General features: G+C 74.3%; 9 protein-coding genes. 5 read left to right on the top strand and 4 right to left on the bottom strand.

The window, feature by feature from the left end; translation table 11 throughout:
* The first annotated feature begins 85 nt into the window (after nt 1-85).
* Nucleotides 86-1075, top strand: a complete 990-nt coding sequence (gene hypE, locus ABT112_RS19910; protein ID WP_351511403.1) for a hydrogenase expression/formation protein HypE — start codon at nt 86-88, stop codon at nt 1073-1075.
* A 163-nt stretch (nt 1076-1238) separates the two neighbouring features.
* Here hypE and ABT112_RS19905 read toward each other — a convergent pair whose 3' ends face one another.
* Complete coding sequence (locus tag ABT112_RS19905; protein WP_351511323.1) at nt 1239-1490, bottom strand: hypothetical protein; 252 nt, start codon at nt 1488-1490, stop codon at nt 1239-1241.
* Nucleotides 1491-1776: 286 nt separating this feature from the next.
* On the opposite strand from ABT112_RS19905, the gene ABT112_RS19900 reads away from it, so the two are divergent.
* From ABT112_RS19900 to ABT112_RS19885, 4 genes are all read left to right on the top strand, one after another.
* Nucleotides 1777-1977, top strand: coding sequence for a cold-shock protein (locus tag ABT112_RS19900; protein WP_351511321.1), 201 nt, complete (start codon nt 1777-1779; stop codon nt 1975-1977).
* Nucleotides 1978-2275: 298 nt separating this feature from the next.
* A complete protein-coding gene (locus tag ABT112_RS19895; protein WP_351511319.1) occupies nt 2276-2797 on the top strand; it encodes a metallophosphoesterase family protein in 522 nt (173 codons plus the stop codon).
* 158 nt (nt 2798-2955) lie between these two features.
* Nucleotides 2956-4434: a glutamate-cysteine ligase family protein gene (locus ABT112_RS19890; RefSeq protein WP_351511317.1), complete on the top strand. Its 1479-nt coding sequence runs from the start codon at nt 2956-2958 to the stop codon at nt 4432-4434.
* A 285-nt stretch (nt 4435-4719) separates the two neighbouring features.
* Nucleotides 4720-6144, top strand: coding sequence for a DUF2252 domain-containing protein (locus ABT112_RS19885; RefSeq protein WP_351511315.1), 1425 nt, complete (start codon nt 4720-4722; stop codon nt 6142-6144).
* Between the two features lie 139 nt (nt 6145-6283).
* Here ABT112_RS19885 and ABT112_RS19880 read toward each other — a convergent pair whose 3' ends face one another.
* The 3 genes from ABT112_RS19880 to ABT112_RS19870 all read right to left on the bottom strand — a co-directional run bounded on the left by ABT112_RS19880 (nt 6284) and on the right by ABT112_RS19870 (nt 12174).
* The gene (locus ABT112_RS19880; protein ID WP_351511313.1) at nt 6284-9049 is read right to left on the bottom strand and encodes a winged helix-turn-helix domain-containing protein; all 2766 of its coding nucleotides are present in this window, start codon (nt 9047-9049) and stop codon (nt 6284-6286) included.
* Between the two features lie 258 nt (nt 9050-9307).
* Nucleotides 9308-10258, bottom strand: a complete 951-nt coding sequence (locus ABT112_RS19875; protein ID WP_351511311.1) for a cyclase family protein — start codon at nt 10256-10258, stop codon at nt 9308-9310.
* Nucleotides 10259-10263: 5 nt separating this feature from the next.
* Nucleotides 10264-12174 (bottom strand): glycoside hydrolase family 15 protein, encoded by a 1911-nt coding sequence (locus tag ABT112_RS19870; RefSeq protein WP_351511309.1) that lies wholly within the window; start codon nt 12172-12174, stop codon nt 10264-10266.
* Nucleotides 12175-12467: the final 293 nt, after the last annotated feature.

Raw genomic sequence — 12467 nt, 5'->3', positions numbered from 1 at the left:
GGACGCCGCGCCGGGTGCCGGGGACGCTCCCGACTTCTCCGGCTGGACCTGCCCGGCACCCCTGCGCGACCAGGAGAAGGTCGTCATGGGGCACGGTGGCGGCGGGGCGCTGTCGGCGGAGCTCGTGGAGCACCTGTTCGCCCCGGCCTTCGGCAGCGAGGAACTCGCCGAACTCGGCGACTCGGCGACGCTGCACCTCGGCGGAGCACGGCTGGCCTTCTCCACGGACTCGTTCGTGGTGCGGCCGCTGTTCTTCCCCGGCGGCAGCATCGGCGACCTCGCCGTCAACGGCACCGTCAACGACCTGGCCATGAGCGGTGCCTGGCCCGCCTATCTGTCCTGCGGCTTCATCCTCGAGGAGGGCGTGGAGATCTCCGTCGTCGGCCGGGTCGCCCAGGCGCTCGGCGCCGCCGCGAGAGAGGCGGGCGTGGCCGTGGCCACCGGCGACACCAAGGTGGTCGAGGCCGGGCACGGGGACGGGATCTTCATCAACACCTCGGGCATCGGGGTGATCCCCGACGGGGTGGACATCCGGCCCCAGCGCGCCCGGCCGGGCGATGTGGTCATCGTCAGCGGTGCGATCGGAGCGCACGGCGTCGCCATCATGAGCGTCCGGGAGGGCCTGGAGTTCGGGGTGGAGGTCGAGAGCGACACCACCGCCCTCGCCGGGCTCGTCGGGACGATGCTCGGCGCCTGCCGCGATCTGCACGTGCTGCGCGACCCCACCCGCGGCGGCATGGCCACCACCCTCAACGAGATCGCCACAGCCTCCGGCGTCGGGGTCCTCCTGCAGGAGCGGAACCTCCCGGTGCCCGACGCGGTGGCCAACGCCTGCGCGTTCCTCGGCCTCGACCCGCTGTACGTGGCCAACGAGGGCAAGCTCGTCGCCTTCGTACCGCGGGAGCACGCCGAGGCCGTGCTGGCGGCCATGCGGTCCCATCCGCACGGAAAGGAAGCGGTGATCGTCGGTGAGTGCGTCGAGGACCACCCCCGGATGGTCGTGGCCGCCACCGGCCTCGGCGGCACCCGGGTGGTCGACGTCCCCCTCGGCGAGCAACTGCCGCGCATCTGCTGAGCGGACGACGGAAGGTACGGCCACGGCGGCGGCCCGGCATTCGCCCGGCGGCGGGGCCCCGGCCGTCACCGGGGCCGGGATCGGCGTGCCCGGCGGGTCGGGCACCACCCGGGACCCGTCCGTGAAGGCCAGGCGTCCCGGAGCGCAGCGCGTCCTGGAGCGGTCAGCAGCCGGGGACCGGCCCCTCCCCGGACTCCGCCCTGCGCACCCGCCCGTCGGTTCCCGGGTGCAGATCGAGGGCCTCCAGCAGGAACGCCAGGTCGTCCGCGTCCTCGGCGTGCCCGGCGACCACCTTGCGCGCCGCGGAGCGCAGCCGCCGCCACTCCGCCGCCGCCCGGTGCGATTCCTGTTCCTGGCCGCCGTGGGCGTCCCGGGGGTCGAGGTGGGGTGCGGGGCGGCCGGAGGGCGGGTTCATCGCACGATCCTCGCGCCGCCCCGGGCACCGGCGCCAGGGGCGCGGCGGAGGGTCACCGGATCGGCCCACCCGCCGGCCGGCCCCCGCCGGGGCCCGCGCCGCGACGGCGCCCGCATCCCGTCGGCGTGTCACTCCCACGGGCAGGCCGGCGCGCTTCTGTTCGAGTTTCCGTTGCCGGCGGACCGGTTACCCATGGCCGTCGGACAGGCGCGACTCGCGTTGTTCGAGGACACGCGCTGTTCAGGACTCGCGTTTCAGGACTCGCAATTCTTCAGGGAGAGCGGCAGTGGCACAGGGCAGAGTGAAGTGGTTCAGCGGTGAGAAGGGCTTCGGGTTCATCGAGCGCGAGAGCGGTGCGGATGTGTTCGTCCACTTCTCCGAGATCGAAGGGGTCGGCTACCGCAGCCTGGAGGAGGGGCAGCAGGTGGAGTTCGACATCACCCAGGGCCCCAAGGGCCCGCAGGCGGCCCGCGTTCGCGGCATCTGACCGGGCGGACGGCCGACGGAGGGCGTGACGGCGGGACGCGGCCGTGGTGGCCGCGTCCCGCCGTCCGCGCGGGCGCCGGAGCCCGCCGCACCCGAGGGACCGGCGTCCCGGTCCGTGCGCCACCGGGGTCCGCCGTCCGTGCACCACCGGAGTCCGCCGTCCGTACGCCACCGGCGTCCCGCCGTCCGTGCGGGAACCGGGGGAGCGGCCCGAACGCCCCGAGGCGCCGCCCGGAGCGCCACGCCACCCTCCGTCCGCGGGGCAGCCGCCGGCCGGTGACCGGGGGTACCGTCGCCCCGTGCGTCTGCTGCTGACCGCCGACACCCATCTGCCCCGCCGCGCCCGGGAACTTCCCGCCGAACTCCTGGACCGGATGTCCCGTGCCGATGTGGTGATCCACGCCGGGGACTGGGTGGACACCGCGACCCTGGACCTCCTGGAATCCCGCGCGCGACGGCTGATCGGGGTGTACGGCAACAACGACGGCCCCGCACTGCGCGCCCGGCTGCCCGAGGTCGCCCGCGCGGAGCTGGACGGGGTGCGGTTCGCCGTCGTGCACGAGACCGGACCGGCGCAGGGGCGCGAGCGGCGCTGCGCCGAACGCTTCCCCGACACCGACGTCCTGGTGTTCGGCCACAGCCACATCCCCTGGGACACCACCGCCGCCGGTGGCCTCCGCCTGCTGAACCCCGGCTCGCCCACCGACCGCCGCGGCCAGCCGTACTGCACGTACCTGACGGCCGAGACCGCCCAGGGCGCGCTCACCGTCGTCGAGTTGCACCGGCTGCCCCCGCGCCGCACGGCCTCCCGCCCCGCCTGATCGCGCTCCGGCGAAGAGCGGTACGGCTACGGAACGTGCGACCCGTTCCACGTTCGGTGATGCCTTCAGGGTCCCGGTCCGCGGTCGCTGGCCGGGGTGTGCCGGGCGTGGGACGCTGAAGTGCGGGGGTGTACGGCCGAGGAGACCCGGGAGGGCAGATGGGACGCGATGTCCCGGCGCTCGTGTTCACCCGCGACGACCGACGCCGGTACCGGCGGAAGGTGCAGCGCTGCCTCGACGCCTTCTCCGCGATGCTCCAGGCCGAGAGCTTCGAGTTCGAGCGGCCCCAGGTCGGCCTGGAGATCGAGCTCAACCTGGTGGACGGCGCCGCGGAGCCCGCCATGCGCAGCACCGAGGCACTGGAGGCGATCGCCGATCCCGCGTGGTCCACCGAGCTCGGCCGGTTCAACCTGGAGGTGAACATACCGCCCCGCCGGCTGACCTCCGGCGGCCCCGGCGCCTGGGAGCAGGAGGTGCGCGACGCCCTCAACCACGCGGAGGACCGGGCCGCGGCCCTGGGGGTCCACCTGATCATGGTCGGCATCCTGCCGACCCTGGAGCAGCAGAACGTCGGTGCGGGCGCGCTCTCCGAGGACCCGCGCTACCGGCTCCTCAACGAACAGGTCTTCGCGGCCCGCGGGGAGGACCTGCGGATCGCGATCGAGGGCGTCGACCGGCTGCGCACCTACGCGGACACCATCACCCCCGAGGCCGCCTGCACCAGCACCCAGTTCCATCTCCAGGTCAGCCCGGACGACTTCGCCAACTACTGGAACGCCGCGCAGCTCATCGCGGGGGTGCAGGTGGCCCTCGGCGCCAACGCGCCGTTCCTCTTCGGCAAGGAGCTGTGGCGGGAGACCCGTATCCCGCTCTTCGAGCAGGCCACCGACACCCGCGCCGAGGAGCTCAAGGCGCAGGGCGTCCGGCCGCGCGTCTGGTTCGGTGAACGCTGGATCACCTCGGTCTTCGACCTGTTCGAGGAGAACGCCCGCTACTACCCGGCGCTGCTGCCGCTCTGCGACGACGAGGACCCGCTGGACACCCTGGAGAACGGCGACATCCCGCAGCTGGCCGAGCTGACCCTGCACAACGGGACGATCTACCGCTGGAACCGGCCGGTGTACGCCGTCGTGCACGGCAGACCCCATCTGCGGGTGGAGAACCGGGTGCTGCCGGCCGGGCCGACCATGGCGGACCTCAACGCCAACGGCGCCTTCTACTATGGTCTGGTGCGCGCCCTGGCCGAGGAGGACCGGCCGGTGTGGACCCGGATGTCCTTCTCCGCCGCCGAGGACAACCTGCACACCGCCGCCCGGCACGGCATCGACGCCCGGCTGTACTGGCCCGGCATGGGCGAGGTGCCGGCCACCGAACTCGTTCTGCGGCGGCTGCTGCCGCTGGCCCACCGGGGCCTGGAACGCTTCGGGCTGGACGCGGCGTGGCGGGAACCGCTGCTCGGCATCATCGAGCAGCGCTGCGTGAGCGGGCGGAACGGTGCTCTCTGGCAGGCGGAGATGTTCCACGCGATCGCCCGGGACTCGCGCGTCGGACACCACGAGGCGCTGCGCAGGATGACCGAGCAGTACATCGCGTACATGCACCTCAACGCGCCCGTCCACACCTGGCCGGTGGACTGACCCCAGGCCGCGGGCGGCGCTCGGCCTCCGCGCCGCGGCAGCCCGGCGGCCTCCTGCCGGCCGCTCCCGCCGGTTTGCCGCCCAGGCCAGGACGCGGCTGCGGCGCGGTGCCTGCTCCGGGTGCGCATGCGCACCCCGCGGACGTGTGGAACCGTGAAGAGGGAGAGCCGCCGGCGGCGGTCCCAGGGCGGCTCGCCGGGTCACCGGACGGGGCGGGCCGCGGGATCCCGTGGCTCCGGGCGCGTCCGGGGGCGTGGCCCGCGCCGGTACGTCAGGAGGTCCGCCATGTCCCAGCTCCAGGCCCCACCGAGCCAGACCCCGGCGCCGTTCCGGACGCCGCGCGAGCGCGCCGACGAGGGAAAGGCGGCCCGCGGTCGCACGTCCCGCTCCCGCCACGGAGAGTTCGAGTCGTCGCCGGGCCGCCCGGATCCGGTGGACCTCATCGAACGGCAGTCGGCGACCCGGGTGCCCGAGCTGGTGCCCCTCCGGTACGGACGCATGCTGGAATCCCCGTTCCGCTTCTACCGGGGCGCAGCCGCGATCATGGCGTCCGACCTGGCGGACACGCCGGTGTCGGGCTTCACCACACAGCTGTGCGGCGACGCCCACATGCTGAACTTCCGGCTGCTGGCCTCCCCCGAGCGGCACCTGATGTTCGACATCAACGACTTCGACGAGACGCTGCCCGGCCCCTGGGAGTGGGACGTGAAACGGCTCGCGACCAGCCTGGTCATCGCCTGCCGCGAGAACGGCTGGGACGAGGCCGAACGCGCCGAGATCGTCCGGGCCACCGTACGGTCCTACCGGGAGCGCATGCGCTTCTTCGCGGACATGGGCAATCTCGATGTCTGGTACGCCCACGCCGACATGGACCAGATCCAGGCGATCCAGGCGGAGCAGCTGGACCGGTCCCGCCGCAAGCGCCTCGCGCGCGCCCTCGACAAGGCCCGGTCCCACGACACGCTCCAGGCTTTCGAGAAGCTCACCCACGTCGTGGACGGCGAGCGCCGGATCGCCGCCGACCCGCCCCTGATCGTGCCGCTCACCGACCTGCTCCCGCAGGTCCAGCGGGAGATGCTGGAACAGGCGCTCCGCGAGCTGATCGAGCGGTACGGCCGCACCCTCCGCTCCGACCACCGCACCCTGCTGGAGCAGTACCGGCTGGCCGACGTGGCCCGCAAGGTGGTGGGCGTCGGCAGCGTCGGCACCCGGTGCTGGCTGGTGCTGCTGCTCGGCCGGGACGACCAGGACCCGCTGCTGCTCCAGGCCAAGGAGGCCGACGAGTCCGTCCTCGCCCCGCATGTGGGCGCCAGCGCCTACGACAACCAGGGCCAACGGGTCGTCTCCGGACAGCGGTTGATGCAGTCGGCCAGTGACATCTTCCTCGGCTGGCAGCGCGCCGAGGGCATCGACGGCCGGCAGCGGGACTTCTACGTCCGCCAGTTGCGGGACTGGAAGGGCATCGTCGAGCCCGCTTCCATGGTCCCCGACATGCTGGAGCGGTTCGGCCGGCTCAGCGGTGCCACGCTGGCCCGGGCGCACGCGCGCTCCGGGGACCGGATCGGCATCGCCGCCTATCTGGGCCGCGGGGGCGTCTTCGACGAGGCCATGGTGCGGTTCGCCGAGGGCTACGCGGACCGCAACGAGCGCGATCACGCGGCCCTGGTGGAAGCGGTGCGGACGGGCCGGGTCACGGCCCGCTCGGCGTGACCGGCGTTCCGCACGCACACCGCGGCGGCCCGGCAGCGGCCCGGCCGCCGCACGCCCAGAACGGCGCCCCAGGAAAGCACTCCGGCAAGCACCCAGGAAAGCTCCGCCCCCGGCAAGCGCGGGGCGGAGCACCTGCGGTTCAGAGCAGACCGAGTGACCGGGCCCGCCGGACCGCCTCGCTGCGCCGGGAGGCGGACAGCTTGCGGTAGATGCTCTTGAGATGTGTCTTCACGGTGTTCACCGAGAGACAGAGCTCCGCCGCGATCTCCTCGGTCGACAGCATTCCGGCGGCCTGCGCCAGCACCTCGCGCTCCCGGTCGGTGAGCGACGCCACGATCACCGGTTCCGGTCCGCCCCCGGCCTCCGGGGGCGCGCCGCCCCCGGCCGCCCCGACGGTCAGCCAGTCGTGCTCCTCCGTCGTCCCGGCCCCGTCCCGGAGCAGCTGCCCGACCCAGGCGCCGGAGTCGGTGAAGGGCCGCCGCAGCAGTTCGGGACGGGCGAGCCGCAGCGCCTGACCGAGCAGCCGCCGCGCCGTCCGCGGCTCCTCGTCCAGCTCCGCCATCCGGGCCTGGAGGAGCCGGAGGCGGACGCGGTCCGCCGTCCCGGCGCCCGGGGCGTCGGACAGCGCGGCCAGCAGGTCCCGCGCCCCGCTCGCGTCGCCCGCCGCCAGCCGGGCCCGGGCGAGCGCCACGAGGCGCGCGGGGTGACCCGGTGCGCCCGGTGCCAGGACGGCGACGGCCCGCTCCGGGTCACCGGCGGCCAGATGCGCGGCGGACAGCGCGACGGCGGCCCGCTCCTCCAGCCAGGTCGGGGCAGCCGGTGCCCCATCGGTGTCCTCCGGGGACAGGCCACCGGCCAGCGTCTCGATGCCGCCGAGAGCCCCCCGGACGTCGCCGGTGGCCACGTCGAGGCGGGAGCGGATGACGGCGCACTCGGTGCGGACCACCGGATCGAGCGGAGCTCCGAACTCCGCGGCGGCGAGCTGCAGATGGTGCTTGACGGCCGGCAGCTCATGGCGTTCCGAGGCGACACCGGCCAGCGCGAGATGGCCCGTTCCCCACGGGCGCAGCAGCGCGGGCCCGGTGCACCGCCCGGCCGCCAGCGCCTGCTGGGCGTGCGCCTCGGCCGCGGTCAGCGCGCCGCGCAGCGATTCGATCAGCGCGACCGCACCGAGTGCCGCATCGTGGAGCGGCCGGGTGACCGGGTCCGTGCAGGACTCCCGCAGCTCCCGGAAGGCGTGTTCGGCGTCGTCGAGCCGGCCGGCGCGCAGCCGCGCGGCCGCCGCGCCGTACCGGGCCAGCGCCGGCAGCTCCGGATGCTCCGCCGCGCAGCGGCCGGGCAGGTGCGCCAGCAGGTCCCGGACCTCGGCCGCCGCCCGGTCCGCCGCGGCGCAGCCGTCCCCCTCGGCCGTACCGCTCCCGGCCAGCAGCCCGAGCAGCGCCAGGGAGAGCCGCGAGGCCGGCGCCGCCGGGGCGTCGTCGGCCAACGCCCGCCGCGCCCGCTCCAGATGGGCCGGGCAGCCGGCGGCGTCGTCCCGGGCCAGGGCGCAGGCGGCCGCCACGAGATGGACGGCGGCCCCCGCGTCCGGCTGGTCCGGGGCGACCGCGGACCGGAGCTCCGCGAACGCGTCGGCTCCGGGGCCCAGCAGCAGACGGCCGACCGCGAGGTTGTCGACCAGGAAGCCGGCCGCGAAGGCGAAGTCCCGGGCGGCGGCCGCATGGGGGAGCGCGGCGTCCAGATCTCCGGCGGCGGCGAGCCACCGCGCGGCCCGCCGGTGCAGCTCGGGCTCCAACGCCCCGTCGGCGAGCCGCAGGCGGGCCCGCAGCACCTCGGCGAACAGCGGATGGCAGCGGTACCACCCCGTGCCCGTCTCCGCCTCGACGAAGGCGTGGGCCCGGGCGAGCGCCGCCAGGGTGCGGGCCGCGTCGTCCCGGCCCGTCAGCTCGTCCGCGAGACCGGGATGCACCCGCTCCAGCACACTGCTGCGCACCAGCAGGTCCCGGACCGGCGCGGGCTGCGGCGCGAGCACCTCCGCGGTGAGGTAGTCGGCCACCGCGTCGTGCCCCGCGGGGGAGCCGTACGGCGCGTCGCCGCGCTGCAGGGACAGCGCGGAGAACCGGAGCCCGGTGGCCCAGCCCCCGGTCCGCGCCGAGAGCGTCCGGACGCTGTCCGGCGACGGATCGAGCCCGTGACGGCGCAGCAGCAGCGCCGTCTCGCGCGGGGTGAACGCCAGGTCCGCGCCGTCGATCTCGGTGAGCTGGCCCGCGGCACGGTGCCGGTGCAACGGAAGGAGCGGTTCCAGCCGGCTGACCAGCATCAGACGCAGCTGCGGCCCGGCGTGGCGCACCACGAACTCCAGACCCGCCGCCACCTCCCGGGAGCGCACCTCGTCGAAGTCGTCGAGGACCAGCACCACCGGTTCGGGCAGCCGGGACAGGGCGCAGGCGAGCCGGGTCAGCAACGAACGGTCGACATGATCCGCGTGCGTCGGAACACCGATCCCGTCACCCAGAGTGACGCCGTGGTGGCGAAAGGCCTCCAGGGTGTAGGCCCAGAACACCCCCGGAGCGTTGTTGTCCGGTTCCGTGGTGAGCCACACGACCGGGCCGGGCGGCTGCTCCTCGGCGGCCCAGGAGGCCATCAGCACGGTCTTGCCGGTCCCGGCGGGCCCGCTGACGAGCGTCACCGGCCCGGCAGCGCCCTCGGCGAGCCGGGCCAGCAGACGCCGGCGCACCACATGGGTCCGCGGCGGCGCGGGTACGGCGAACCGGGCGCCGAGCAGCGGATCCCCGGTGGGCGTCCGGCCCCCGCGGCGCGCCGCGACGCCCGCGGATGCCGTGCGGCGCGCGCGGGACACGGATGCCTCGGGGGGTTCCTCGGACGCCGGGGATGTGCTCAGACGCATGATCACCACCGTGAGCGCTCGGCCGCCTTCTCGGTACGGCCGGCCGTGGCGGACGCTGCGACAACGGCGTCGCCGCCGCCCATCGGCCGGTGCGCTTCCCCACCCGGGGGGTGAACACCATCAAAACCGACACCGGCCCCTGTCCGCCACTCGGGGCACACGCGCCCCTACAGCCACAGCCGAAGCCACAGCCGAAGCCGAAGCCGAAGCCGCAGGCTCACGTGCCTCGGGCCCGGTCCGGAGCGTCGCCCCTCACCTTCACAGGACGGCGATCGGATTGACCGGCGAGCCGGTGGCCGCCGGAAGCCGCAAGGGGGCGATCACGCAGAAGAACGACCACCGCCCCAGCTGCTCACAGAACGGCAGCAGGTCCTCGAACTGCAGATAGTCCAGCAGGTGCAGCCCCATCGCATGGATGCCCAGCACATGGACCGGGAAGCCGACCCCCGGCACGGAGCTCGGGGCGGCGTCGCTGTTGCTGTCGCTGCCCAGCGCGGCCACCCGCCGTTCCGCCAGGAACCGCAGCGCCTCCGGGTGGAGTCCGGCCCGGGTCGCCGCGACGTCCCACGGCCCGAGCTCGTTGCGGCGCCGGCGGTGGCCCACCCGTACGAAGAGCAGGTCCCCCTCGCCGACGCGCACCTGCTGTGCGGCCTCGGCCGCCGCGAGCTCCCCCGCGGTCACCTGGTCGCCCGGCTCCAGCCACGGCACCCCGCGCAGCCGGGGGATGTCCAGCAGCACGCCCCGCCCGACGATGCCGTCGCGCGCCGCGTCGATGGAGAGTTCGGTCGCGCCGCCCGAGGTCACGGCCGTCGCCGGCACCCCGTTGTACAGCGTCGCGTCATAGACCACATGGCACAGCGCGTCGATGTGGCTGTCGGCGTTGCCGTGCACGTTCATCGCGAAGCGGTCCAGGGCGAAGTGCAGCCCGGCCGGGCTCGCGCCGCTCTCCGGCGGGCTGGTCATCCGGTGGTCGCACGGCTCGGGGTTGTCGGCCGTCGGCTCGGTCCCGATGGGCGCCGCGAGCGTGACCGTGCGACCGGTACGGATCTCCCCGGCCGCCGCGAGCAGCCGGGCCGGCGTCAGCTCCCTGAGGGCGCCGGGCCGGTCGTCCGGCCCCCGGCTCACCTCGTCGGCGAGCCGGCGCCGCAGCGCCTCGAAGGCGTCCCGGTCCAGCGGCGGTGCGGTGCCGGAGCCCGCTCGTGTCGTCATCCCGGTCACCCGGCGGGCTGCGCGGGATCGGACGGCTCGTCCGCGGTGCGCGGCGGCATCCCCACCGAGACCGGCGGCGCGTTGTGCGCGGCCCGGGTCAGCGCCCGGTCGAGCGTGATGGCCGCGTCGATCAGCGCGAGGTGGGTGAAGGCCTGCGGGAAGTTCCCCAACTGCTCACCGGTCACGGCCACTTCCTCGGAGTACATCCCCAGGTGGTTGGCGTAGGTCAGCATCTTCTCGAAGACCAGCCGTGCCTGGTCGAGCCGTCCGGCGCGGGCGAGCGCGTCGACATAGCTGAACGTGCAGAGCGAGAAGGTGCCTTCGGAGCCCCGCAGGCCGTCGGGCGAGGCCGACGGGTTGTACCGGTAGACCAGGCTGTCGGACACCAGCTCCTGGTCCATCGCGGCCAGCGTCGAGGTCCACATCGGGTCGTGGGGTGCGATGAAGCCGACCGTGGACATCCGCAGCAGCGACGAGTCCAGCACATCGCTCCCGTAGTGCTGGACGAAGGCCTGCCGTTCGGGGTTCCAGCCGCGCTCCATGATCTCCGCGTAGATCTTGTCGCGCTCGGTGGTCCAGCTCGGCAGGTCGGCGGGCCGGCCGCGTTCCGTGGCGAGCCGCACCGCGCGGTCGAAGGCCACCCACGACATCAGCCGGCCGTAGGTGAAGTCCTGGCGGCCTCCCCGGGTCTCCCAGATCCCCTCGTCCGGCTGGTCCCAGTGCTCGGTCAGCCAGTCCATGATGGTGCTGAGCGAGGTCCAGCCCCGGTGGTCCAGCTGGATCCCGCGGCGGTCGGCGAAGGAGATGCTGTCCAGCGCCTCGCCGTAGATGTCGAGCTGCAGCTGGTCCGCCGCGCCGTTGCCGATCCGCACCGGCCGGGAACCGCGGTAGCCCCCCCAGTGGTCGAGCACCTCCTCGGTGAGGTCGGCGGAGCCGTCCACCCGGTACATGATGTTGAGGGGACTGCTCCGGCCGCCGGCCTGCTCCCGCACCCGGTCGCGCAGCCAGCCGATGAACGCGGCGGCCTCCTCGGTGAAGCCCAGCCCGAGCAGCGCGTACACCGAGAAGGACGCGTCGCGGATCCAGGTGTAGCGGTAGTCCCAGTTCCGTTCGCCGCCGAGCTGCTCCGGCAGGCCCGCGGTCGGGGCCGCCACCATCGCCCCGCTCGGCGCGTACGTCATCAGCTTCAGAGTGATCGCGGAACGCTCCACGGCCTCCCGCCACCGCCCGATGTACTGCGAACGGCTCAGCCAGGTACGCCAGTACCGGACGGTGTCGTCGAACAGCTGCTGGAACTCGGCGGCGTGGATCTCCCGGGGCGGCCCGCCCGCGAAGGACTCCAGCACCACGCCGCGCTGCTGCCCCGCCTCCAGCGGCAGCACCGCATGGATGTCACCGTCCACCGAGCGCCCGTGGGCGGGCCGGGCGTCGTCCGGCTCCCGCACCGTGTGCAGGGTCAGTTCCATGCCGTTGCCGGTGAACACCGCCCCGTGCTCGCTGACATGGAGCTCGTGGGGGCTGCGGCCGTAGTCGAACCGCGGCGCGATCTCCACCTTGAACTCCATCCGCCCCCGCACACAGCGCAGCATGCGCACCAGCCGGTGGTTCCGGGTGGCGGCCAGGCCCCGGGAGACGGGCATGAAGTCCACCACCTCGCCCGCCCCCTCCTCCGTCATGAACCGGGTGATGAGAATGGCGGTGTTGGGGTGGTACAGCTGCCTGACGGAGTAGGCACCCCTCGACGGGCTCACCCGGAAGTACCCACCGCGGCTGTGGTCCAGCAGCGCGCCGAAGACGCTCGGGGAGTCGAACCGGGGACAGCAGAACCAGTCGATGCTGCCGTCGGCCGACACCAGCGCGGCCGTCTGCAGATCGCCGATCAGGCCGTGGTCCGCGATGAGCGGGTAGTCGTCCATGGTGAACCCTTCCGGCCGGGCGGCGTCGGGGCGACGCGGAGTACGACGGAACGCCAGCGTCGCAATCCGCCCGGGGGCCGGTCTTCACCCGCACCGGGTGATAGGCGCTCCCGCCGTCACCCACCGGAACCGGACGGACGCACCGGGTCTCCGTCGCCGTGTGCCACGGGGGAGTGCGTGGTCGCGGGTGCGCGACGGTGCGGCGGTCCGCGGGGTGGCGGACGATGGACCCATGGGCAGGGGCCCAGGGGTTTCCGTCCGACGGCGCCCTGGGCCGAGGGCCCAGTGGATTC

Source organism: Streptomyces sp. NPDC002055 (assembly GCF_040296705.1).
Lineage (GTDB): Bacteria > Actinomycetota > Actinomycetes > Streptomycetales > Streptomycetaceae > Streptomyces.
This window is presented reverse-complemented; position numbering and strand designations above follow the sequence as displayed.

Excerpts from the sequence above, each read along its gene's own strand:
- ABT112_RS19885 (WP_351511315.1), top strand. The coding sequence starts at position 4,720 with ATGTCCCAGCTCCAGGCCCCACCGAGCCAGACCCCGGCGCCGTTCCGG.
- ABT112_RS19905 (WP_351511323.1), bottom strand. The coding sequence starts at position 1,490 with ATGAACCCGCCCTCCGGCCGCCCCGCACCCCACCTCGACCCCCGGGAC.
- ABT112_RS19880 (WP_351511313.1), bottom strand. The coding sequence starts at position 9,049 with ATGCGTCTGAGCACATCCCCGGCGTCCGAGGAACCCCCCGAGGCATCC.
- ABT112_RS19875 (WP_351511311.1), bottom strand. The coding sequence starts at position 10,258 with ATGACGACACGAGCGGGCTCCGGCACCGCACCGCCGCTGGACCGGGAC.
- ABT112_RS19870 (WP_351511309.1), bottom strand. The coding sequence starts at position 12,174 with ATGGACGACTACCCGCTCATCGCGGACCACGGCCTGATCGGCGATCTG.
- hypE (WP_351511403.1), top strand. The coding sequence starts at position 86 with ATGGGGCACGGTGGCGGCGGGGCGCTGTCGGCGGAGCTCGTGGAGCAC.
- ABT112_RS19890 (WP_351511317.1), top strand. The coding sequence starts at position 2,956 with ATGGGACGCGATGTCCCGGCGCTCGTGTTCACCCGCGACGACCGACGC.